At 46.1% G+C, this 23046-nt stretch carries 17 protein-coding genes; 15 read left to right on the top strand and 2 right to left on the bottom strand.

The features are described 5' to 3' along the window. Nucleotides 1-130: 130 nt before the first annotated feature. From pckA to ABQ275_RS01640, 12 genes are all read left to right on the top strand, one after another. Nucleotides 131-1732, top strand: coding sequence for a phosphoenolpyruvate carboxykinase (ATP) (pckA, locus tag ABQ275_RS01695; protein WP_349316533.1), 1602 nt, complete (start codon nucleotides 131-133; stop codon nucleotides 1730-1732). A 299-nt stretch (nucleotides 1733-2031) separates the two neighbouring features. Further along, nucleotides 2032-2919 carry a bifunctional methylenetetrahydrofolate dehydrogenase/methenyltetrahydrofolate cyclohydrolase FolD gene (gene folD / locus ABQ275_RS01690; RefSeq protein ID WP_349316532.1) on the top strand — a complete coding sequence of 296 codons (888 nt, stop codon included), beginning with the start codon at nucleotides 2032-2034 and terminating at the stop codon, nucleotides 2917-2919. 41 nt (nucleotides 2920-2960) lie between these two features. Continuing rightward, nucleotides 2961-3587, top strand: a complete 627-nt coding sequence (locus ABQ275_RS01685; RefSeq protein ID WP_349316531.1) for a 7-carboxy-7-deazaguanine synthase QueE — start codon at nucleotides 2961-2963, stop codon at nucleotides 3585-3587. 359 nt (nucleotides 3588-3946) lie between these two features. Next, nucleotides 3947-5839, top strand: coding sequence for an OmpA family protein (locus ABQ275_RS01680; RefSeq protein WP_349316530.1), 1893 nt, complete (start codon nucleotides 3947-3949; stop codon nucleotides 5837-5839). 150 nt (nucleotides 5840-5989) lie between these two features. Then, nucleotides 5990-7090 carry a DNA-processing protein DprA gene (dprA, locus tag ABQ275_RS01675; RefSeq protein ID WP_349316529.1) on the top strand — a complete coding sequence of 367 codons (1101 nt, stop codon included), beginning with the start codon at nucleotides 5990-5992 and terminating at the stop codon, nucleotides 7088-7090. Between the two features lie 89 nt (nucleotides 7091-7179). Beyond that, complete coding sequence (guaB, locus tag ABQ275_RS01670) at nucleotides 7180-8652, top strand: IMP dehydrogenase (RefSeq protein WP_349316528.1); 1473 nt, start codon at nucleotides 7180-7182, stop codon at nucleotides 8650-8652. A 111-nt stretch (nucleotides 8653-8763) separates the two neighbouring features. Next, entirely contained in the window at nucleotides 8764-10377 is a 1614-nt protein-coding gene (gene lnt / locus ABQ275_RS01665; RefSeq protein ID WP_349316527.1) for an apolipoprotein N-acyltransferase, read from the top strand. Continuing rightward, nucleotides 10358-11149 carry an alpha/beta hydrolase gene (locus ABQ275_RS01660; RefSeq protein ID WP_349316526.1) on the top strand — a complete coding sequence of 264 codons (792 nt, stop codon included), beginning with the start codon at nucleotides 10358-10360 and terminating at the stop codon, nucleotides 11147-11149. Before lnt ends, ABQ275_RS01660 begins: the two co-directional genes overlap by 20 nt. Before the next feature lie 22 nt (nucleotides 11150-11171). After that, nucleotides 11172-13790, top strand: coding sequence for a PKD domain-containing protein (locus ABQ275_RS01655; protein ID WP_349316525.1), 2619 nt, complete (start codon nucleotides 11172-11174; stop codon nucleotides 13788-13790). A gap of 117 nt (nucleotides 13791-13907) precedes the next feature. Next, complete coding sequence (locus ABQ275_RS01650; RefSeq protein ID WP_349316524.1) at nucleotides 13908-15836, top strand: gliding motility-associated C-terminal domain-containing protein; 1929 nt, start codon at nucleotides 13908-13910, stop codon at nucleotides 15834-15836. Between the two features lie 66 nt (nucleotides 15837-15902). Beyond that, on the top strand, nucleotides 15903-16658 hold the full coding sequence (locus tag ABQ275_RS01645; RefSeq protein ID WP_349316523.1) for an SDR family NAD(P)-dependent oxidoreductase: 756 nt from the start codon (nucleotides 15903-15905) through the stop codon (nucleotides 16656-16658). A 158-nt stretch (nucleotides 16659-16816) separates the two neighbouring features. Next, on the top strand, nucleotides 16817-16978 hold the full coding sequence (locus tag ABQ275_RS01640) for a hypothetical protein (RefSeq protein WP_349316522.1): 162 nt from the start codon (nucleotides 16817-16819) through the stop codon (nucleotides 16976-16978). 42 nt (nucleotides 16979-17020) lie between these two features. Here ABQ275_RS01640 and ABQ275_RS01635 read toward each other — a convergent pair whose 3' ends face one another. Both ABQ275_RS01635 and ABQ275_RS01630 read right to left on the bottom strand, forming a co-directional pair. Further along, the gene (locus tag ABQ275_RS01635; RefSeq protein ID WP_349316521.1) at nucleotides 17021-18238 is read right to left on the bottom strand and encodes a sialidase family protein; all 1218 of its coding nucleotides are present in this window, start codon (nucleotides 18236-18238) and stop codon (nucleotides 17021-17023) included. Nucleotides 18239-18242: 4 nt separating this feature from the next. Continuing rightward, entirely contained in the window at nucleotides 18243-20525 is a 2283-nt protein-coding gene (locus ABQ275_RS01630) for a TonB-dependent receptor (protein ID WP_349316520.1), read from the bottom strand. A gap of 262 nt (nucleotides 20526-20787) precedes the next feature. Between ABQ275_RS01630 and ABQ275_RS01625 the strand changes: the two genes are divergently transcribed. The 3 genes from ABQ275_RS01625 to ABQ275_RS01615 all read left to right on the top strand — a co-directional run bounded on the left by ABQ275_RS01625 (nucleotide 20788) and on the right by ABQ275_RS01615 (nucleotide 23013). Continuing rightward, on the top strand, nucleotides 20788-21093 hold the full coding sequence (locus ABQ275_RS01625) for a hypothetical protein (RefSeq protein WP_349316519.1): 306 nt from the start codon (nucleotides 20788-20790) through the stop codon (nucleotides 21091-21093). A 137-nt stretch (nucleotides 21094-21230) separates the two neighbouring features. Beyond that, nucleotides 21231-22097, top strand: coding sequence for a hypothetical protein (locus tag ABQ275_RS01620; protein ID WP_349316518.1), 867 nt, complete (start codon nucleotides 21231-21233; stop codon nucleotides 22095-22097). 43 nt (nucleotides 22098-22140) lie between these two features. Next, on the top strand, nucleotides 22141-23013 hold the full coding sequence (locus ABQ275_RS01615; RefSeq protein ID WP_349316517.1) for a hypothetical protein: 873 nt from the start codon (nucleotides 22141-22143) through the stop codon (nucleotides 23011-23013). The last annotated feature ends 33 nt before the right edge of the window (nucleotides 23014-23046 follow it).

Below are 23046 nucleotides of genomic sequence, written 5' to 3'. Positions count from 1 at the left end.
TGTACATTCATCAAAAAAACACACTAATACTATCTCATTCATCTAAATTTTGCTGGTACAACACCGATAAAATTAGATAATATCAAAAAATCACTAGTTTTGCCTTTTACACCAAAACAATCTTGCGTTTATGCAAATGAGTAGCGTAAGGAACCCTGTTTCCGATTTACGGGAACTTGGCATAGAGAACACGACGAATGTATATTATCAGCTCTCGCCCGGGAAGCTGGAAGAACAGACGATAGCCAGAAAACAAGGCGTAATCGCGGATAGCGGCGCATTGGCTGTCAATACCGGTGAGTATACAGGCCGTTCCCCCAAAGACAGATTTATTGTGGAAGATGCTATGACGGCGACTACCATCAACTGGAATGACTTCAACCTTCCTATTTCAACAGCATTTTTTGATCGTTTATACCGCAGGATCACCGGTTATTTTGCCGGTAAAGATGTGTGGGTACGCGATTGTTATGCCTGTGCAGATGATGATTACCGTATCAACATCAAAGTGATCACGGAAACGCCCTGGTCAAGCCTGTTTGCATACAACATGTTTCTTCGCCCTACAGAAGAAGAACAGGATTATATGCATCCGGAATGGACCGTGATCCAGGCGCCCGGCTGCCTGGCAGATCCGACTACTGATGGAACCCGTCAGCAAAACTTCTCTGTCATCAACTTCTCCCGGAAAATTATCATCATAGGCGGCAGCGCCTATACCGGAGAAGTTAAAAAAGGCATTTTCACCATCCTGAACTATGTTTTACCGCATAACAAGCAGGTGCTGAGCATGCACTGTTCCGCCAACCAGGGCGATGATGGCGATACTGCTATATTTTTTGGTTTGAGTGGTACCGGCAAAACCACGCTGAGTGCAGATCCTTCCCGCAAACTCATTGGCGACGATGAACATGGCTGGACTGCTTCCGGTGTATTCAACTTTGAAGGTGGCTGCTATGCAAAATGTATTGACCTCAGTGAAGATAAAGAACCACAGATTTTTCATGCAGTACGCAAAGGCGCGCTGCTGGAGAATACCCGCTTCTTCCCCGGCACCAACACCGTTAACTACGCAGATAAAAGTATTACGGAAAACACCCGTGTATCTTATCCATTGCACTATATTGATAATGTACTGGAACCCGCTGTTGGCGGCATTCCTAAAAATATTTTCTTCCTGACCTGCGACGCTTACGGTGTATTGCCACCCGTTTCAAAGCTATCTCCCGGTCAGGCGATGTACCAGTTCATTTCCGGTTATACCGCCAAGGTAGCGGGTACAGAAGCCGGCGTTACCGAACCTAAATCCACTTTCAGCGCCTGCTTTGGCGCACCGTTCCTTCCGCTGCATCCTGCGCAGTATGCACAGATGTTGGGTGAAAGAATGCGCCTGCATAAAGTAAATGTGTGGCTGATCAATACCGGCTGGACAGGTGGCGCCTATGGTACCGGCAACCGTATCAAACTGGCGTATACCCGCGCTATGATTGCGGCGGCACTGAAAGGCGAACTGGATCATGCGGCTTTCCATCCGCATCCGGTATTCGGTTTTGCTATTCCGGATACCTGTCCCGGTGTACCGGAAAACATACTGAACCCACGCAATACCTGGGAAAATAAAGCCGCTTACGATGAACAAGCCAGGAATCTGGCCAACCAGTTTATCCTTAATTTCGAAAAATATGCTGCCGCTGCCGATGCTGAAATATTGGCCGCTGCCCCTAAACTATAATATAAAATATCATAATATCATGTGATCTGAGGCCGCTTGTTGCAAGTGTCAGCAAGATGACCTATATTTAAACCTTGCCTTATAACTTCCACTAAACGCAGGTTCTGACGGGCGCAATGCCTGAGCAAAACAAGAGCTCCCCAGAGAGCACTTGTTTTGCTGGACCAGCGACCATTAAACATTTAGGGATTTTTTGATTTACGAATTTAGAGATTTTGTTTCCGAGACAGACGTGCTGCTGAAACAAAATAGCTGAATACCAAAATCAAAAAATCCCCAAATGATTCTTACCTTTGCACATGCAAATTTTAGACGGTAAACTAGTTTCAGAGGCCATTAAGGCCCAATTAGCCGCTCAGGTGGCTGAATTAAAGGCCGCTGGTAAAAAATTGCCCCACCTGGCAGCTATACTGGTGGGTAACAATCCGGCGAGTGAAACCTACGTAGCATCCAAGGTTAAATCATGCGCGCAATGCGGATACAATTCTACCCTGCTCCGCTTTGATGCACAGATTTCAGAAAAACACCTGCTCGATCAGATCACCTTACTCAATGAGAATACGGATGTAGATGGTATATTGGTGCAATTACCCTTGCCTAAACACATCAACGAAGAACTGGTGATCAACACCATTGATCCAAGCAAGGATGTAGATGGTTTTCACCCGATGAATGTGGGTAAAATGGTAAGCGGGTTACCTGCTTTCATTCCGGCTACCCCATATGGTATTATGCTGATGCTGGAACATTACCAGATTCCTACCAAAGGCAAACACGCCGTGGTAATAGGTCGCAGCCATATTGTAGGTACGCCGATGAGCATTTTACTGAGCCGCAACACGTATCCCGGCAACTGTACCGTAACGCTTACACACTCACAAACACATAACCTGGCTGAAATCTGCCGGCAGGCGGATATTATTATCGCAGCTATCGGCAAACCTGATTTTGTGACCGCTGACATGGTGAAAGAAGGTGCTGTAATTGTGGATGTAGGGATCAACCGTGTAGAAGATGCCAGCAAAAAGAGCGGTTTCCGCCTCAAAGGTGATGTGAAATTTGATGAAGTAGCGCCCAAATGCAGCTACATATCACCGGTACCCGGTGGTGTAGGTCCTATGACCATCGCCGCATTGCTGAAGAATACCTATCATGCAAACATTGGCCTGAAAGGAAGTATGAATTAAAAAAAGTTCCGGCCAAAAACCGGATCTTTGTGAAGTAAGTCATGTCTGTAATAACAACAAATATTAATACCACTACCCTTCCGGTGATGGAACGCTTTTACACTATTCAGGGTGAAGGATTCCATCAGGGAAGGGCTGCCTATTTTGTAAGACTCGGCGGCTGCGATGTTGGCTGTCATTGGTGCGATGTGAAAGATAGCTGGGATGCTGATAAACATCCGCAGGTTGCTGTTGATAATATCATCGGTGAAGCAGCGAAATATCCGGCCCGCATTGCTGTCATCACTGGCGGTGAGCCACTGATGCACAACCTGGATCTCCTGACCAAAGCACTGCATAAACAAGGTTTTCAAACCCACATAGAAACTTCCGGCTCCTCTCCTCTCAGCGGAAACTGGGACTGGATCACCTTATCTCCCAAAAAATTTAAGGCGCCGCTCCCCGACATCTGTAAAGCAGCTCATGAGCTGAAAGTGGTCATCTTCAACAAAGCAGATTTTGCCTGGGCAGAAAAATATGCTGCGCTGGCAGGAAAGCACTGTAAATTATACCTCCAACCCGAATGGGACCGCAGTGCGCAAATGACACCACTGATCATTGATTATATCAAAGACAACCCACAGTGGACGTTATCGATGCAAATACATAAATACATCAATGTTCCCTGAGTAAAATATTTTGAGATTTAGGAATTTACGAATTTATGTATTCGGAACGCATTGTGCTATTAAATTGCCCCCTCCCAACCTCCCCCGAAGGGGGAGGAGAAAGGAAAGTGGTCTTATTTTGACCTTTGATTACAACCATTTTACGGATAATACGGGAGTATCTTATGTGGCCAGATGACATAATATTACCTACCTACATTAGATAGCCACCTCAACGACGAAAATAAGCCCTCGTTTTCTTTCTCCTCCCCCTTCGGGGGAGGTTGGGAGGGGGCAATTTAATAGCACAACGCGTTACATAAATAAACAAATGGCTATATATTTTATTCCGGGTTATATTTACATTGTGAATACATACTATGAAAAAAACCTTCCTGATAATATTGAGCTGTTTATTGTTTGCCAGCCTGCAAATGCGGGCACAGACCGTCACGTACGAAACCGCCCCTAAAAAGGCAAAAGCCAGCTTTGACCGTGCCGTGGATGCGGTACGTACGTATCATACCAAAGAAGCCATCGGTTTCCTTCAGGATGCATTGAAAACAGCCCCCACCTTTACAGATGCTTACGGACAAATGGGTTTATGCTATGTGGAACTGAAAGACTATGCCGCTGCTACCACCGCCTTCGATAAATTAAAACAGCTGGATAGCACCGCTATCAAACCTGTGATAATGGCCTACTCCAGGGCGATGGCCGGAACCGGAAATTTCGTAGGGGCGTTACAGTTAATCACTCAATATCTTTCTACCATAAAATCAAAAAATAATACTGCTGAAAAGCTCAGGGCCAACTATGACTTTGCCGTGAATAAAAGCCAGCAGAAAGTGCCCTTCCATCCGGAGAACCTGGGTGATCCTATCAACAGCAAGGACCCTGAATATTTCCCATCCCTTACCATCGACAGTAAAACACTCATCTTTACGCGGCGTGTAAATGGTCGCAACGAAGATTTTTATATTACCTACCGCGACAGCAGCGGCTGGTCGCCCGCACAAAACATGGGAGAACCGGTGAACACCTCCTTTAATGAAGGCGCGCAAAACATATCGCAGGATGGCACCATGCTCGTTTTTACCGGCTGTGAATTTCCGGAAGGAAAAGGGAGCTGCGATATTTATTTCTCCATGAAAACGCCATCCGGCTGGACAGCACCACAAAACATCGGCGCACCCATCAATACCCGCGACTGGGAATCACAACCCTGTTTAACAGCCGACAAACAAACACTTTATTTCGCAAGGGAAACACCTGACAACGGTGCGGATATATTCACCAGCAAACGCCTGGAAAACGGCCGCTGGAGCACTCCTGAGCGGATGGGACCCAATATCAATACCAGCGGCAGGGAAACAACACCTTTCATTCACGCCGACGGACAAACGCTGTATTTTTCTTCCAACGGACATCCCGGTTACGGCGGACTGGATATATTTTATTCCCGCCGCCAACCCGATGGCAGCTGGGGACCAGCCACCAACCTCGGCTACCCCATCAACACCATTGATGAAGATGCTTCACTCGTAGTGGAAGCCAATGGCAAAACCGCCTACTTCGCCTCCGACCGTTCCGATACCCGCGGAGGACTCGATATTTACAGCTTTGAATTGTACCCGGAAGCAAGACCCCTGCAAACGCTGTATGTAAAAGGATTCGTGTATGATACCATCACACATGATCGCCTGACAGCTAACATAGACGTCATTGATCTGCAAGGTGGCTATCATATTGCAGCCGTAAAAACCGACGACAACGGCGACTTCCTGGCGCCGCTACCCGTAGGAAAAGATTACGCCTTCCACGTCAATAAAAAAGGATACCTGTTCTACTCCGATAACTTCTCGCTGAAAGATCATAATCCGGGGCTGCCTTTTGAGAAAAATATACCCCTGCAACCACTGGCTGCAAACGCCAGTATCATCCTCCATAATATCTTCTTCAACAGTAAACAATACAACCTGGAACCCGCCTCTGTAGTGGAGTTGGACAAACTGGTCAAACTGTTGCAGGATAACCCGTCTGTAAAAATAGAAATCGCCGGACATACGGATAATGTAGGCAGTGATAAAGACAATCTACTGCTGTCAGAAAACCGGGCTAAATCCGTGGTGACTTATTTAACAGAAAAAGGGATCGACGCGAAACGTCTCACCGCCATAGGTTATGGCGAAACCCAACCCATTGTCACCAACGATACAGAAGACGGTCGTGCCGCAAACAGAAGAACCGTGTTTAAGATAATAAGCCTCTAAATATTTACGGATTTTTTGATTTACGAATTTAGAGATTTGAAATGCAGCGAAGATCTGATTTTTGATAATCTCCGCTGCATTTCAAATCTCTAAATTCGTAAATCAAAAAATCCGTAAATATTATTGTAATTTAATGGAAACATGTTTGTTATGCCCCAGGAATTAATGTATCAGATTGCATTAACCCGTATTCCATTGATTGGTGATGTAATTATTAAAAAACTGCTGGAAACATTTGGTAGTGCCGGCAATATTTTCCGTGCAAAAAAGTATGAACTGGAAAAAACAGAAACTGTTGGCGCTGTGAGAGCTGCCGCCATTCATCATTTCCGCGATTTTGCCGCAGTGGAAAAAGAAATAGCATTTATAGAGAAGTACAGGATCCGGCCTTTATTCCGGACAGATCCGGCTTATCCGCAACGGCTGCATCATTGTTATGATAGCCCGGCGCTGCTGTATTACAAGGGCAATGCTTCCCTGAATCCACCACGCATTTTGAATATTGTAGGTACACGTCATCCTTCTGTTTACGGGAAAACGGTTTGCGAGCAATTGGTAAAGGACCTCGCAATGGCCAATATTACCCTCGTAAGCGGCCTCGCCTACGGCATTGACATTCTGGCCCACAAAACAGCATTGGCGACCGGTATGCCTACCATAGGCGTCCTGGCGCATGGCCTGGACCGTATTTACCCACAGGCACACAAACAGGTAGCGGTACAAATGCTGGAACAGGGTGGCCTGTTAACGGAGTTTATGAGCCATACGGAACCGGACAGGCAGAATTTCCCCAAGCGGAACCGCATTGTAGCAGGCATTTGCGATGCTACGGTGGTCATTGAAAGCGGCATACAGGGTGGTTCTCTCATTACCGCCGACCTGGCATTTGGGTATAACCGGGATGTTTTCTGCATTCCGGGGCGTATTCATGATGCACATGCCGCCGGTTGTCATCACCTGATAAAAAATAATAAAGCGATGCTGGTAACAGGTGCAGCCGATATCCTGCAGGTAATGGGCTGGGACGAAGCTATTAAACCCGTCCCCACTGTACAAAGGGAGCTTTTTTTGCAGTTGACGGAAGACGAAAAACAGATCCTGGCCCTTTTCCGGGAAAAGACGCAGCGGCATCTGGAAGAATTGTATCTTCAAACCTGTTTATCCGGCAGCCAGGTGGCCACAGCGGTATTTAACCTGGAAATGCAAAGTGTGCTCAAAAGCTTACCCGGACAGCGTTACGAGCTGGTTTAACTACATTTAATGTTTTCTTAATTTTATTTATTGCGTAAATAAACCTAGATTTGCGTGCAATTATTTTTTCACTGATTAATAGTTGCATCATGCCTGCGGGAAAATCTAAACCCAAATTTGTAGCTGACGGACTTACATTTGATGATGTGCTCCTGGTTCCGGCCTACTCTGAAGTTCTGCCTAAAGAAGTAAATCTCTCTACGCAACTAACAAAAAACATACGGCTGAATATACCAATGGTATCCGCAGCGATGGACACTGTTACGGAAGCCACTTTGGCGATTGCGCTGGCGAGGGAAGGCGGCATAGGTATTCTCCACAAAAACATGAGCATCGAGCGACAAGCCGAAATGGTAAGACGCGTAAAACGTAGCGAAAGCGGTATGATCATAGATCCCGTTACGCTGAAAATAGACGCTACTATCGGTGAAGCACTCCGGCTCATGAAAGAAAACGGCATCGGTGGTATCCCTATCATTGATGACAACAACAAACTGGTAGGTATCCTGACCAACAGGGATCTGCGGTTTGAAAAAAATAAAAAACGCCTCGTAAAAGAAGTGATGACGAGCGAAAATCTCATCACAGCTCCCGAAGGTACCGATCTGAAAAAGGCGGAAAAAATTCTCCAGCAATATAAAATCGAAAAGTTACCGGTTGTTAACAAGCAAGGCAAACTGGCAGGACTAATCACTTACCGCGACATCCTTCAGCTGACCAGCTTCCCTAACGCTGTAAAGGACGAATTCGGCCGTTTACTGGTAGGGGCAGCACTTGGCATCACCCCCGACTTACTGGACCGCGCACAGGCGCTGATCAATGTAGGTGTGGATGTAGTTTGCCTGGATAGCTCACATGGTCATTCTATTGCGGTATTAAACAACCTGAAGAAATTAAAGAAAGCTTTCCCCAAACTACAGGTGATTGCCGGCAACGTAGCCACAGCAGAAGGTGCACTGGCACTGGCGCAGGCAGGTGCCGACGCGGTAAAAGTAGGTGTAGGCCCCGGCTCTATCTGTACTACCCGTATCGTAACAGGCGCTGGTTTCCCGCAACTGTCTGCTGTAATGGAAGCAGCCAGTGCACTGAAAAAACTGGGTATCCCGGTGATTGCAGATGGCGGTATCCGTTATACCGGTGATATGGTAAAAGCCCTGGCCGCAGGCGCTTCCACTATCATGGCCGGTTCCATCTTTGCAGGTGTGGAAGAAAGCCCCGGAGAAACGATCATCTACGAAGGCCGTAAATTCAAGTCATATCGTGGTATGGGTTCTATTGAAGCCATGCAGGAAGGTAGTAAAGACCGTTATTTCCAGGATGAAGATGATATCAAGAAACTGGTACCGGAAGGCATCGTAGGCCGTGTTCCTTACAAAGGCAACCTGTCTGAAATTATCCAGCAATTTGTAGGCGGTCTTCGTGCAGGTATGGGACTTACCGGTTCCAAAGATGTAAAAGCATTACAAGGAGCACAGTTTGTAAAAATCACTGCCGCCACCGTAAAAGAAAATCACCCGCATGATGTGGTGATCACCAAAGAAGCACCGAACTATAGCAGATAGGCCCCGGTTACAGATTAGGAATTACGAATTACAGTGTTGTGGGGAGATGTAAGTAGGTTATCTTATCTTCGCTCCTGTTCGCAATCTGCCATTCGTAATTCATAATTTTAGATGAAGATTTTATTTTTTCTGCTAAGCATACTCAGTAGTGTAGTTCTTTGGTTAGCCTGGCCTACCATGCCTTTCACGCCGCTTATATTTGTGGGATTTATACCCTTGCTATATCTCACAGAAAAAGTACATCACCGGCTGAAATATTTCGGGCTGATCTTCTTCTCTTTATTGCTATGGAATGTGGCCACCACCTGGTGGGTAGGCAATACTACTTTACCCGCCAGCGGCGTATTTGCCAACAGCTTCAACGCCCTGTTGATGAGCATTCCCTGGCTGGCATATAAAAACACCCGCCGGAAATTACCTGAAATAGTATCTTATTTTTCACTGATCGTATATTGGTTAACGTTTGAATATATTCATCAGACCTGGGAATTCAGCTGGCCCTGGCTGGTATTGGGAAATGCATTTGCATTAAGACCAGGATGGATACAGTGGTATGAAATCACCGGCGCCAGTGGTGGTACTTTATGGGTACTGCTGGGCAATATCACCATTTACCAGGTATGGAAACGGGCACGCATATACGATCTTACCTGGCCGCAGGTATTGCGTTATGAAATATGGAAACCAGCGGCTGTAATAGTACTTCCCTTAATATTATCTGTCTTCATTCGTCCAACACCCGACAATCCTGCACACAAAACAGGTATTGTGATTGTGCAACCCAATATTGATCCGTATGATGAGAAATTCAATTCCGGTTCCGCTATGCAGCAACTGGAAAAGTTTATGCAGCTCACCGAACAAAAAGCGGATAGTGATACCCGTTATATCATCTGGCCGGAAACAGCCCTGTTTCCGCAAGGCGCCTGGGAACATCAGCTGAACTACCAGCAGGAGGTGATCTCGATCCGGGAAATGCTGCGCAAATATCCCAAAGCAAAACTGATCACAGGTGCCGTTACCATGAAGCAATATACCGGCACCGATGAAGTACCGGTTACTTCCAGGCAAACAAATGACGGCGTCCGCTGGGATGCGTTTAATACCGCCTTGCAGATAGACACTTCCCAACACATCCAGATCTATCATAAATATGAGCTGGTGCCGGGTGCAGAACTGGTGCCCTATGTGCGCTACCTGGCGTTTATGCAAAGCGTGGCGCTCGATTTCGGCGGTATTACCGGCAGCTATGGCCGTACCCCCGGTGTTGAAATGTTTACCAATCCGGCAGACAGCATTAACATCTTCCCAACTATCTGTTACGAATCTGTTTTCAGCAATTATGTAGCGGGAGGCGTTAAACCGGGCGCTAATCTTTTAGTGATTATAACCAATGACGGCTGGTGGGGCAATACAGAAGGCCATCGCCAACACGTACAATACGCCCGGATCCGTGCCATTGAAACCAGGCGCTGGGTGGCCCGCAGCGCCAATACCGGCACCTCTGCAGTGATTGACCCCGCTGGTAATATTTATCAACCCCAACCTTACTGGCAAGAAGCTGTTATTAAGGCAACTGTAACACCGCGGTATGATATTACGTTCTACGTAAAAAATGGGGATCTCCTTTCAAAAGGAGCACTAATATTTTGTATCTTGTTATTGGTACATGCTTTTATTTCACGATTTATTCCCGGTTTAAGACATGCGGAACACAATCAATGACGGAACCCACGGATACCAGGATGAAGGACAAGGTCCGGTAGTAGTGTTGATTCACGGATTTTCAGAAAACGGTAGTTTATGGGAGATACAACAGGCTTATCTCAGGGATGAATACAGGATCATTACCCCCGATTTGCCAGGAACAGCGGCCGTTGCGTTTGCTACGCCGCTCACCGTTGAATCAATGGCTGACTACGTGTATGCGATACTGTTAGCCGAAAATATTGAACGCGCAGTCGTGATCGGCCACTCTATGGGAGGCTACGTTGCGCTGGCGCTGGCGGAAAAATACCCAACACTGATAGCAGGGTTGGGACTCTTTCATTCTACCGCAACAGCAGATAGCGAAGAGAAAAAAGAAGCCCGCCGCAAGTCCATAAAATTAATGCAGCAATATGGTGGAGAAACATTTCTAAGGCAAACATTGCCTAATATGTTCAGCCCCGTGTTCAAACCCCGGGAACCAGCCCGGGTAGAAGCTTATGTAGCAATGGGCATACAGTGCAGCACGGAAGCAGTAGTAGCCTGGTATGAAGCCATGATGCAACGCCCCGACCGTACAGCATTGCTGAAAAATTTGCATGTTCCTGTTTTGTTTGTAATAGGGAAAGATGATAATGCGGTTCCACTGGATGTCATATTACCACAGATTACATTACCCCGGGTAAGCAGCATTCAAATTTTTGAAGAAGTAGGCCACATGGGTATGTGGGAAGTATTTGAGGAAAGTAATATGATCTTAAAACAATTTATTTCTTTTTGTCAACTTTAATCTAATCTAAACCAAGGCCGCTTTGAAAAAGATCCTGTTCATCCTGGTATGCCTGGTATGCACTGCTTCAGTGTATGGTAGCCATATTATAGGTGGACAGATATACTATACGTTTAAGGGAAAAACTGGCAACATGTATACCTACCGGGTATCCATGAAACTATACCGCATCTGCGAAAGCGGCGAAAGGATCGCAGAAATGCCAAGCACTATCATCCTCGCATCATTTGACAAAAGTAATAACAGCAAGGTAAGCACCTATACGATCGGGAGAACAGACTTCCAGGTTAAGAACCTTGCACAGGTAGACCCTTGTATCGTGAATCCCCCACCCGTATGTTTCCAGGTAGGCTTGTTTGAAACAGACATCACACTCCCTCTCAATGCGGAAGGATATGTGATTGCCTTTCAGAGTTGCTGCCGCGATGCATTTATGGTGAATATCGTATCTGATCCTATTTCCGGCACCCCAAACGACCGCGGTACTGGTGCTACTTATTTTACAGAAATACCGGGTAGTAACAGCGGTGCAGCAGGTAATTCCAGCCCCATTTTTAATAAAGAAGAAGCCACCCTCGTATGTGCCGGCAAGAAGTTTACTTATGATTTTTCTGCCAAAGACCCTGATGTGGCAGACGAACTTAGCTACGAATTTTGTGATGCTTACAAAGGCGGATCAACAACAGACCAGTCAGGGATTCCACCTGCCGCAGTAAATCCGCCGTACAGCTTTGTACAATATACCAGTCCCTTTACCGGCCAGAGTCCATTGGGACCGGATGTGAAGATAGATCCCAAAACAGGTATCATATCAGGCATTGCACCAGCAGCCGGTAAATATGTGGTAACCGTTTGTGTAAATGAAATGCGTAACGGGAAAAAGATCGGCACATTGCGAAAAGATTTTCACATCAATGTAACCACCTGCGTGAAACAGGTAACCGCCGCCATGCCTGAAAAGTATGCCGACTGCTCCAGCAGGACGATCACTTTCACCAACACCAGTACGCCCGGAAAGCCTTACTTGTGGGACTTTGGCGATGGCACCACTTTGCCAACCAACAGTACCGCCCCTGTTAATCATACTTATGCCAATGATGGCACCTATACTGTAAAATTATATGTAGATAAAGAAAGTAACTGCGGCGATAGCGCCACCGCTATCGCTTACGTATATCCTGTATTCAATCCTGATTTTACCACATTAGGCGCATGTACGCAAAGACCAACCGTTTTCACTGATCGCTCCCGTGCTACCGTAGGATCAATTGAATATTATAAATGGGACTTTGGCAACGGAGACACCTCCAATGCCAAGGATACAATTTATCAGTACAAAGCACCGGGCACCTACGAAGTAAAGCTGTTTGCCCGTTCTACCGTTGGTTGTGAAAAAACGATTGCCCATTCACTGACGGTCTACGATAAGCCACCTTTCAATGCTACAGCAGATACGTTGCTTTGTTTAAAAGACAGTCTGCAGATGTGGGCTGCGAGCAGCTTACCCGGCACGTTTAAATGGACTCCCGACGACTATAAAATCCTCCGTCCCAATACGGCGGATCCAATTGTTTTCCCGACAACAGATACCAGCTATAACGTAACCTTTACGGATAGCCAGGGCTGTACGAATGATAAAAATATTTTGGTAGATGTAAAAGATACCCTGCTGCTTCATACCATCCCCGATAGTACGGTGTGTACCAATGATGAGATCCACCTGCTTTCACAGTCAGATGGCGCTTATGAATACCGTTGGACGAACCTGGATAACAGTGTGGTTGTAAGCAATAATGCAGATGCTTTTGTAACACCTGCACCACCCCGGCAATCATACGAGGTCAGGGCATCGCTGGGAAAATGTCATACAGCCGATACCGTTACCCTGAAAGTAGTAGATCCACCCATGGCCACAGCCGCACCTGATACAACGATCTGTTTTGGCACACCGGTAACGCTGCGGGCCGGTGGCGGCGCCTATTACCGCTGGTCGCCACCTTTTTATACAGATCATCCGTCGCAGGCAATTACCGTAGCACATCCTCCCGACACCACGCTTTACACAGTAACGGTAACGGATACACTGGGATGTCCCAAACCGATTACCGCTACAGCACTGGTGAAGGTAGTACCACCGGTACCCGCCTTTGCCGGCAACGATACCATTGTGATGCTGAACCAGCCATTCCAGTTGCATGCAACCGGCGGCGTACACTATACATGGTCGCCCGTGAGTGGCCTCGATAATGCAAACCTTCCCAATCCTGTTACCAATTATAACCGGGATATCACCTATACCGTTACCGCCTATACGCTGGAAGGTTGTTCAGGTCAGGACAATATTTTCGTGCGGTTCATCGTAGGACCGGACATCTACATACCTAACGCATTCTCTCCCAATGGAGATGGTTTAAATGATCTCTTCCGCCCATTGCCGGTGGGCATTGTAAAAATGGATTTCTTCCGGATATTTGACCGCTGGGGAAAAATGATGTACAGCACCACCGCCTATCTCCAGGGCTGGGACGGGCGCATAAATGGCGAACCCGCCGCCGTGGGTACCTATGTATGGGTAGTACAGGGGCAGGATATCCATAACAAAACCATCATCCGCAAAGGCACCGTTACACTCATAAGATGATTTAGAGATGTAGTTGTTTGATTGTTTGATCATTGCGTTTTTAGCCAAATAATCAGACAACAGACTGAACAGGATCTGCTCTTTATTTGTTAATTCAGGGAGCAGTACCACCCCGTCATGAAGAGAGCTGTTTTACTGGTATTGAGCTGCTGTTTGTTCAACCTCTTTGCAGCTGGATACCACATCATTGGTGGCGAAATTTATTATAAGACGATAGGAATGAATGGAGATAATACCCGCTACCGTTATCTCATCACACTAAAATTATACCGCGACGCAGACTTTACCTGCGGCGACCGCCAGGGTTGTATCGACAGGTTTGAGAATCCGGTAACTGCAAATGTGTATAGTGCCAGCGGAACAAAGATCCTGTCAGCAGTATATCTCTATATAAGTAATGTACAACCACTCATTGATACGCTAAAAAACCCCTGTCTTGCGCCACAGGCACAACACCTGGAAGTTGCTTTTTACACCGCTACCATAGAGCTGGAACCCGCTGCGGGCGGTTATTATGTATCATCACAACGATGCTGCCGCGGTGAAAAGCTGACGAATATCTACGATTCAGAACATGAAGGATCTACTTTCTACACCGTTATTCCCGGTATAGGATCACGGCCTAATAATAACAGTGCTTTCTTTGACAAGGATACTGCTATTGTTATCTGCAATAAACTGCCATTTGCTGTTGATTATGCCGCGTATGATGAAGATGGTGATAGTCTCACCTATAATTTATGCAGCGCACTCACGGATGGCACCATCACCAACGAAACCAATTCCAGCACACCACCGCCTTATACTTCCACCGTACGGTATATTCCGCCTTATTCGGGTAATAATCCCATGGGCGGCAGTCCGGCCATCTCCATTTCGCCCAGCGGCATGATCACCTGTACGCCGGACCGGCCGGGAAAGTATGTAGTCACGGTATGCGTAAATGAATATGACCGGCCCACCAAGCAATTTCTGGGCACACACAGCAAAGATATCCTGTTGACAGTTTTCGACTGCCAGACGAAAATCACAGCGGACTTTCCGTCTGTGCTGCGGAACTGCGGGGAAGATCCTTCGCTGGAGGTAGCGATGCCCAATTACAGTATTTCCGGCTTCACCTCTACTTACCGCTGGACGTTTGGCGACGGGACTGATACCATCACGGATAGCAAAACCATCTTCTTTCACCAATATCCTGATACCGGCGTATACCAGGTAAAACTGGTGGTAAATCCTTCGCTGACCTGTACCGACAGTATTACCGGCGAAGTACATAACTACCCGGGATTAAAAGCCGGTTTTATCAGCACCGGTTTTTGCAAAGGAGATCCTGTTGATTTTGAAGATACATCTTCCTATAAATACGGAAATATTACCAGCCGCACCTGGGATATCGGTCTCACAGACAGTATCGTGGCGCCCGGCAATACGCGCGACATCCGGTATACATTTCCTAAAGGGACGGTGTACACGGTTTCGCTGACACTTACCACAGACAAACAATGTGAGAAGACGGTCACGAAAAACATCCGCATCTATGAAGTAAATCCGTTTGCCGGCAATGATACCATACTGGCGAAAGGGCAACTGCTCACCTTGCAGGGTAGCGGCGGCGACTTCTATTCCTGGCAACCCTCCGATGGTTTGAGCAACCCCATGATTGCTAACCCGTTACTCAATTACAACAAAGACATCTCTTTTGTACTGCGTGTATCCAACCAGCAGGGATGCTTTGGCTTCGATACCATCAGTGTAAAATATTACACCGGCCCTGAAATGTACATCCCCAATGCCTTTACACCAAACGGAGATGGCGTGAATGACCGCTTCCGGTTTATCCCGGTAGGTATTACCACCTATAAATTTTTCCGGATCTTCAACCGCTGGGGCCAGGAAATTTATTCCTCCACCGATTTCCGGAATGGGTGGGACGGTACCTACAAAGGGATGCCAGCCCCAATAGACACTTACCTGTGGATATTGCAAGGCACTGACTTTACCGGAAAAGAGATGATGAAGAAGGGAACGGTAACATTAATCAGGTAAATCCTTAAAAATCATGTTAATCCTGGTCTGATTCGTAATTTTACAGCATTATCTTAAATCATTCTAATGGGTATAGTTCTTATTACAGGTGCTACTGCCGGTTTAGGCCAGGCATGCGCAGCAACATTCGCTGCCAAAGGTTATGATGTGATTATTACCGGTCGCCGGAAAGACAGGCTGGATGCACTGCAAACGCAATTGACACAGGAATATGGCGCGAATGTACTGCCATTGCATTTTGATGTGAGAGATGAAGCCGCTGTAAAGGCTGTACTGGGTAATATTCCTGAAGAATGGAAAAAAATAGATGTGCTGATAAATAATGCCGGGCTGGCTGCCGGTTTAAGCACTATTGACGAAGGCGATACCAGCGACTGGGATGCGATGATAGATACGAATGTAAAAGGGCTGCTATATGTATCCCATACCGTGATTCCCTGGATGCGCTCCCGGACTACCGGCCATATTATTAATATCGGCTCTACAGCGGCCAAACATGTATATGCCAAAGGCAATGTGTATTGCGCCACCAAAGCCGCCGTGGATGCTATTTCGCAAGGGATGCGTATAGATCTGCTTTCCTACCGGATCAAAGTAACTGCTATTCATCCGGGCGCCGCCGAAACCGAGTTTTCACTGATCCGCTTTAAAGGCGACGAAGCAAAGGCGAAAGAGGTGTACAAAGGGTTTATCCCTTTAAGCCCCCAGGATGTGGCTGACGTGGTATTCTATTGCACCTCCCTGCCGCCTCATGTATGTATTAATGACCTGGTGCTTACCCCCCTGCAACAGGCAAATGCCTACTATACGGATAAAAATTAACACTTAAATGTTATTACATAGTTAAAATTTTCAATCTATATTTGGAGACATTTATATCTTTTCTGCGCAACTTACCTCTTCGTTCGCAGAAAAGGTATACCGATGCCAGCTAACTAATTTAGAATACCTATACTATCCTTTAATGAAACCTTATCCCTATGCTTACATTCTTAACTATGTACTTACTGCGACTGTACTACCCAAGGTGGAAAGACCAGTGGCGCTATTATTTTGACAGCTCCCGCAGAGGCAACTACGGCCGGTGGGCAGCCCGTAAAAGCTGGAACGGCCAGAGTGGTTACTCTTTGGGTTACAGTTAAAAGATTTTTAAATGGCCGTCCACGGTGGACGGCCATTTCTTTTTAAAGTTCCACTAACTGATACAACACTTCTCCCACATTGCCGTTCCTTCCTGTATAGGCCACCAATACCTGTCCGTTGCGCAAAGCTCCCGTCACCGGGAAAGTAGCATATGTACTATCTGCAGTAAGATGACCGGTTTCCAATGTCTTTCCATCCGGCGATTTATGCAGGAATCCTATCCTGCTCATGAAATCCTGTTGCCATTTCACCGGTTCATCCCATACAATCACAATATCATTATTGGCGGCAGTAACTATCTGCGGATGCTTCGCCATCGGCGCTTTACTCAAAGACTCCTTTTGCGTATAGGTGTTGCCGTTATCAGCAGACCGGGCGTAAAAAACACCTTGTCCGCCGCCCATTGTAAACCAGGCAAAATGAAGCCCCTGGTTGTTAGCCGTCAATGCAGGGCCGGTATGCGGACAACCATTCACCACCCAGTTATCAGCACTGATGCGTACGGGTTTGCTAAACGATTTACCTCCGTCTACAGATACCTGGTGTACCATATCCCGGATTGAATCATTGATAATATCGCGGTAGGCCACATGGATATCCCCATTGTCTGCCACATACATTTTGGTGCGGCAACACTGACAAACTGTTTGCGCCAACGGCCTGGCTTCTCCGAAGCCCGCCCTGTCGGTAGTAACCGCAAAGTAAAGCGTAGATCCTTCGGCGTTCGTATTCTTTCTGTTGTCCAGCCAGATAGCCGCGGCTTCCCCATCAGGTAGCAATGCCAGGTCAAAATAACGCTGATCATAGCCGGCCGTATCGGTTACCAGCGGCAACGCCTCCGTCCATGTTTTACCATTATCCGGTGAGCGCGCATACATCACCTTCCCTGCATATTTATTGCGCAGGTCATGCTGCTCCACACCAAACAACGCGATCACTTCCCCATCCGGTTTAAACAGCAACTTGGGCATATTTTCCGCATGTGGAAAAACACCCTGGGTAACCGGTATAACTACCGGGTCCGAAAACGTATGCCCGTTATCGTTAGATACCGCGTAATACATCACACCGGTATCTGCCGCCGTATCCTTTTCCACCCAGCTGACCACAGTACCACCTGTTGCACTTTTTGTAATAAAAGGACAGGAAGCATCCGCACCTTTATGGGACAGCCGCGCTGGGATTCCCTGCTGCACGCCATTCTGGCGGCACGACAGCAGTCCTGTTATCATCATCATCAAAACAATTACCTGCTTCATGTCATTATTTTTTTCCTGTGAATGTATAGGCCACCCCGAAATTGAATGTTTGCCGCGGACCCACCCGATAGGATTTACCATAGGCAGATTTTTCAGCTGTAGTGGCATACAACTGATCCCCCACATTCAACCAGTTGATCCAGCATTCTATGTTTTTAAAAACATATCCTGCGCGGGCATTAAATAAATTATACCCCTTATACATGGCTGTATTGGCTGCATCCATAAAATAACTGCTGATATACTGCCATTCCCCAGCCAGCCGGAAACCCTTCAGGAACAAAGGTTTCCACACCACTTCTGTATTCGTGATCCATTTAGGTGCACCATTCATCTGGTTATTATTATAGGTCTTCCCATTCTCCGTATAGGCGTTGAAGATATGAGATGCATAGGTACCGCTGGTACGTACAAAAATACCCGGCAACGGTGTATATTTTACATTCCATTCTACACCCCGGTGCGTGGTGGCGCCGGCATTACGGTTCTCGTATGCACCATCCGCATCACGCACACTCACAATTTCATTGGTGCCTTTCATCTCATACACACTCACATCCACATAGCCTTTATCTTTTGCAAAGCCAAGCCAGCCACCCACTTCATAGTTATCATACGTAGCGGATTGCAATACCGGCACCTTTACACCTCTGTATAATTCAGAGATATTGGGTGGCGCAAACCCACGGCTGTAATTGGCATACAAGCCACGATTGTTACCCAACTTGTAAGTAAGGCCCAGCTTGGGTGTGAGCGCATTAAAATTATTGCGTTCACTCGGTGCACCGGTAAATGCCGACGGCGTAAGATGATTATCAAAATCATAATCCATCCTGTCGTAACGCAATGCGGCTACTACGCGCATATCTGCTATAGGCGAAAATTCAAACTGTGTATAAGCTGCTGTATTAAATAAACCGACGTGATAGCTTGTCAATACCGAATCTGTTTGTTGATAACCGGTATAATAACCGGCAGCATCCTTTGTAATATCAATATAGTCTGCTAAATAGGTAGCCGGACTATAGTCCGCACTCACGCCGGCTATCAGCGCCGCACGTTTCCAACCGAACTCTTTTTTATGCTGCGCTATCACACCATAACTCTGAAAGGCATCACTGTTTATTTCCCCCCTCGCTGTCAGGGTATTAGCCACATCTTTAATAGCATAAAAGGGATTTTGTCCGATAGTACTGTGACGAAAGAAAGCTGTCACGGTGGTGTGGCTGCTGCTATTCCATTCATGATCCAGCGTACTGCGGATCCGCAAAGCCTTTACCTCCCGGTAGCTGAACGTCTGAAAATTACGGTAGTCCTTTGCATAAAAGTGCGCACTGTCCAATCCTCCGGTCTGATCTGTTTTGTAGTTGACCAATGTTGCGGCAGTAGTCCATTTACTTTTTTCATTCAGTTGATAATCCACCCTGGCCGTAAGCGCCAGCTTGTGAAAGTCGCTGTGATCCATGTAACCATTACTTTGATTAGCATAATAACCACCAACGATAAACCCCGCTTTTCCGCTGGTATTAGACACACTGAAATCAGTGCGCTTATATCCCCAGTTACTTCCTTCCAGCTGTACTTTAGCGGTAGGTACCAGTGTTGGAGCAGCCGTAATAAAATTCACAGCACCGCCCACTGCTTCGCTACCATATAAAGAAGAAGCGGGACCCCGGATCACTTCAATATTCCGTAACGCAGCCATATTTATTTCTATCAGTGCATTATGATTGAAGTCGCCGATAGTGCGGATAGGAATACCATCTTCCAGGTAAAGAAACAAGCTCTTGTAGCCAATTGGCTGCCGGATGGCCATGGTATGTTGTTCATTGCCCAGATCCACCATATATACCCCGCTCACTTTGTTCAGCACCTTATCCAGTGTGGTGGCTTTTGTTTCCTGTAACGTTTGTGGTGAAATAGTACTGATGGCCATCGGGGCATCTGTACGGTATTGTTTATCCCGCGAAGAGGATACGATAATTTCATTCAGATTGGTAGCAGCAGGTTGCAGGTAGATGACCGGCATTTTTTGCGCAACTATTACTGCCACCTTTTTTGTTATATAACCGAGATAAGAAATTTGTAAGGAGTCCGATGTTATTGCCCGCAATTCGTAGCTGCCTTGCTTATTTGTAGTACATCCTTCCTGTGCCTGTAATAACTGTATATTCACACCTGGTAAAGCTTCCCGGGTTTGTGCATCTGCTATCCGTCCCTTTAACTGCTGGGCATGACCTATCTGCACAATCATACAGGCAATGATGAGTAAACAACATTGTTTCATGTATCAATTGTTTGTCGTTTGCCATTGGCAAACACATTGGTTCTTGTAGAAATAATAAGAAAGGAGAATCCGGAAAGATGAGGAACGCGCATAGCAATAGCATCTAACTGTAAACAGCTACGCATTATCATCTTTCAGAAAAATCTTAGTAAACCTATGCCTGTGGCGGGTGGAAGATAGAATGTACAGGGGTATCAAGGAAAGGGTCTCTATAAAATACTGTGAAAGAAACCTGATCAGGAGCAGGCGTGGTTAAAAAGGAATGCAGGTCTTCAACAAACATTACTTCAAAACGTTCCTTTCCACTATTAGTATTTTTTTCTTGTTGGGTATTCCTATCAAGTTCTTTTTTGAGATAACACTTTCCATCGCAATGCATTTCAGGCTTGCTTTTGTTTTCACAAAGCACCTTTGCAATGTAATCCTGATTCCTCCGGAACTGCATCACAATGAAGCTCTGGCTGAAGTTTTGCAGCAGGAGCCCAAGGAAAATGCATATGATGAGGAGATATTTCACGGAACAAAGGTAGAGAAAAATCTTTTTAGATTTTTTGATTTAGTTATTTAAAAATGCAGTGAAAATTTTCGTGAAGCTATTCCCACTATACCGGAAAATTTATATATTTAACATTTAACATTACCCCCTATATGAAAAGAAGTATTCCCCCGTGCCTATTAATCACGTTTTTGATTATTACCTCTCCCATGTACGCTTTTTCGCAGGGCGCAGGGTCATTCAGCAAGCTGTTTGAACCATCTTCCTTATTTACATTAGCAATTGTGATGGTGATTATCGGGATTTGCAATTACATTAAAAAACAGCAGCAACACCGGATCAATCAATCGCTACAGGATGTGGCCGCGGTTAACGGCATAAAAGTAATAGCTATAAAACCATACAGATATGTGACGCAAGCGTCTGCACTCAATGGTTATGACATTACTATAAAAAACAAGACAGTAACAGAGGTGAAGGAAAACAGAAGTTATTCCTACACCACCGCGCAGGCCTGGGAAATCACGCTCCGTAACGACAGCCAGGCGTCCTGGAACCAAATCTGGTTTCAGTATGGCGAATATGACCAACATGGCAGGATACGGGAAGGTGAATATAAACAGGAAGCAGTCAGCGACATTCGTCCGGGCGAAACCTTTACAGCAACTATTCAGGGGAGGAAGCAATACGACCTTGTACTGGAAAATTTATACTTCGTCCATTTTGGACAGTTCGGAGAAAATTCCCACCACGCTACCTTCCCGGTCAACCTTAACATGCCGAAAGGAAAAATCATACAGTTTCCGGTATGGATCATTACCGTCTGTATCGCCGCCGGTTTTTGCATGGTCGCATCAAATGTGTTTCTCATCGTGATGGCAGTAGTAGCTGTTATCACTGCGCTTTTAACTTTCATGTTAAGCACATTGGGAAGCACGATCATGCCATTGTTGCTATATGCCGCCTTGACGGAAGGTCTCACGGTGACGGCTATACTATGTGGTTTGTTTCTGGGACTCGACTGGTTCACCAAAAAATCCTGGAAAGACTATTTTGGCGCACATAGTGCATCATGAATAAACATTTGAATATACTCAGTAATTAAAATTCCTGTACGTTATGATTTATAATCTGTCGCTATCTTATTGGCAAGCACTTCTTATCGGCATTGGAATGGTCGCATTTGCCATTTACCGCAAAAGCGGGTATAACCAACGTCTGCGGGCCTGGCTTCAATCTTTGCCCGCCGTTAACGGCATTCACATAAAAAAAGTAAACGCGTACCAATACTTCGCATCCTATAAGGCTGTCAGCGGACATACTGCTACCATGCAACCAGGTATAGACGATATCTTTAACACCACAAGAAAAGTTACCATTGATCAGCACGAAACGCTAGGTTACACATCGAAACCTGTCTTTGAATTCAAAATAGAAAATACCGGGAATATAACTTATAAGCGGGTTACTTTTTTCTACCAGGAACATGACAAGCACGGACCTGTGCATGTAAACCAGCTGCTGGGTTACTTTATTGAAGACCTTCGCCCCAAAGAAAAAAAACAACTACTGGTGCCCCACCTGAATAGTAAGAACAGGCTTGTACTGGATAGCATTGAGCTAGTAGATACCAATAATCGGTTGGTAAACAGTATTAAACCGGATAAGGAAATGATGCCCCCACCCTATCGCGATATAATTCCTTTTTCATTAATTGTATTACTTGTCACCGTGCTGGCAGCGATAGAAACTTTCAGATTTGGTGTAAACGGAACATGGGCTGTTTTATTTCTGCTTTCCTTTTTTCTATTGACGAGAAGTATGGGGGGAGCCATTTTTACTTTGCTGGCATTAGGAATCGGTGTATTTTCCTTCCTACTTGGATCAAATATAGTATTCCTCCTGTGCATGCTATACGTGGCGCTGGCCTGGGGCAGGCTGAAATCGCCGGTCGCTTTGTTGAGTCCCAGTCTGGCCAATACACGCTTTTAAGCGGGCATCTTTATCCATGGCAAGGATCTTCAT

Source organism: Chitinophaga sp. MM2321 (genome assembly GCF_964033635.1).
GTDB lineage: Bacteria > Bacteroidota > Bacteroidia > Chitinophagales > Chitinophagaceae > Chitinophaga.
The sequence above is the reverse complement of the archived record's forward strand: the minus strand, read 5'-3'. Positions and strand labels throughout refer to the sequence as shown.